The following is a 1,021-nucleotide window of genomic DNA, read 5'->3' as shown; positions in this document are numbered from 1 at the left end:
ACGCCCATCACGACGGCGGCGATGACCAGACCCAGCACGAGGCCGAAGATCATCGAGACGAAGGTGTCGGCCAGCCACACGACGACCGGGCCCGCGCCCTCGACCGCGTGGGTGACGACGTGCACGAGGTCGTACGGACCGTGCCACACCGTCTCGGCGAGGTTCGCGACGACGAGGTGCCCGCCGACCCAGAGCATGGCGAGCGTGCCGATGATGCTGATCGCGCGGAACACGACCGGCATCGACGCGACGATCCTCGCTCCGGTGCGCCGCACGCCGCGGGCCGCGTTCTTCATCAGGCGCAGGCCCACGTCGTCGATCTTCACGAGCAGCGCGACGGCGCCGTAGACGAGCACGGTCATCCCGAGCCCGACGACCAGGAGCGCGCCGAGCGTGGGCCAGATCCCGAAGTCGGGGTCGAGGCCGTCGAGCGCGATCAGCATGATCTCGGTGCTCAGGATGAGGTCGGTGCGGATGGCGCCGAAGACGAGCTTCTTCTCGTCGCGCGCCTCCGTCTCGTGGCCGCCGTGCGAGACGCCGAACCACTCGAGCACCTTCTCCGCCCCCTCGAAGCAGAGGAACGCGCCGCCGAGGATCAGCAGGTACGGCAGCACCTGCGGCGCGAACGCCGAGAGCAGCAGCGCCAGCGGGATGATGATGACGAACTTGTTGAACAGGCTCCCCAGCGCGATCCGCCCGACCACCGGCAGCTCCCGCGCGGGCGTGAGGCCCTGCACGTACTGCGGGGTGACGGCGGCGTCGTCGATCACGACGCCCGCCGTCTTGGCGCTCGCCTTCAGGGCGGCGGTGAGGATGTCATCGACAACCGCGAGCAGGCCGACCGACATGTGCGTCTCCTTGGAGGTCCGGGGTGAGAGGGCTCACAGTATCGCGAGCTCCGCGGTCGAGCGGGCACGGGGAGGGGCGCGGGCCCGGTCGTCGTGTGGCTGGCCGACACCTTCGTCTCGATGATCTTCGGCCTCGTGCTGGGTCTGGTCATCGCCGCCGTCGTGATGGGCGT

The 1,021-nt window shown here is 69.7% G+C and carries 1 protein-coding gene; it reads right to left on the bottom strand.

Features of this window, described 5'->3' with window-relative positions; all coding sequences use genetic code 11:
• Positions 1-848: DUF808 domain-containing protein (locus C5C36_RS17230; RefSeq protein WP_104310116.1), on the bottom strand; the 848-nt coding region annotated here is incomplete at its 3' end.
• Between the last annotated feature and the right edge of the window lie 173 nt (positions 849-1,021).

This window comes from Rathayibacter sp. AY1G1, from assembly GCF_002932095.1.
Lineage (GTDB): Bacteria > Actinomycetota > Actinomycetes > Actinomycetales > Microbacteriaceae > Rathayibacter.
This window is presented reverse-complemented; position numbering and strand designations above follow the sequence as displayed.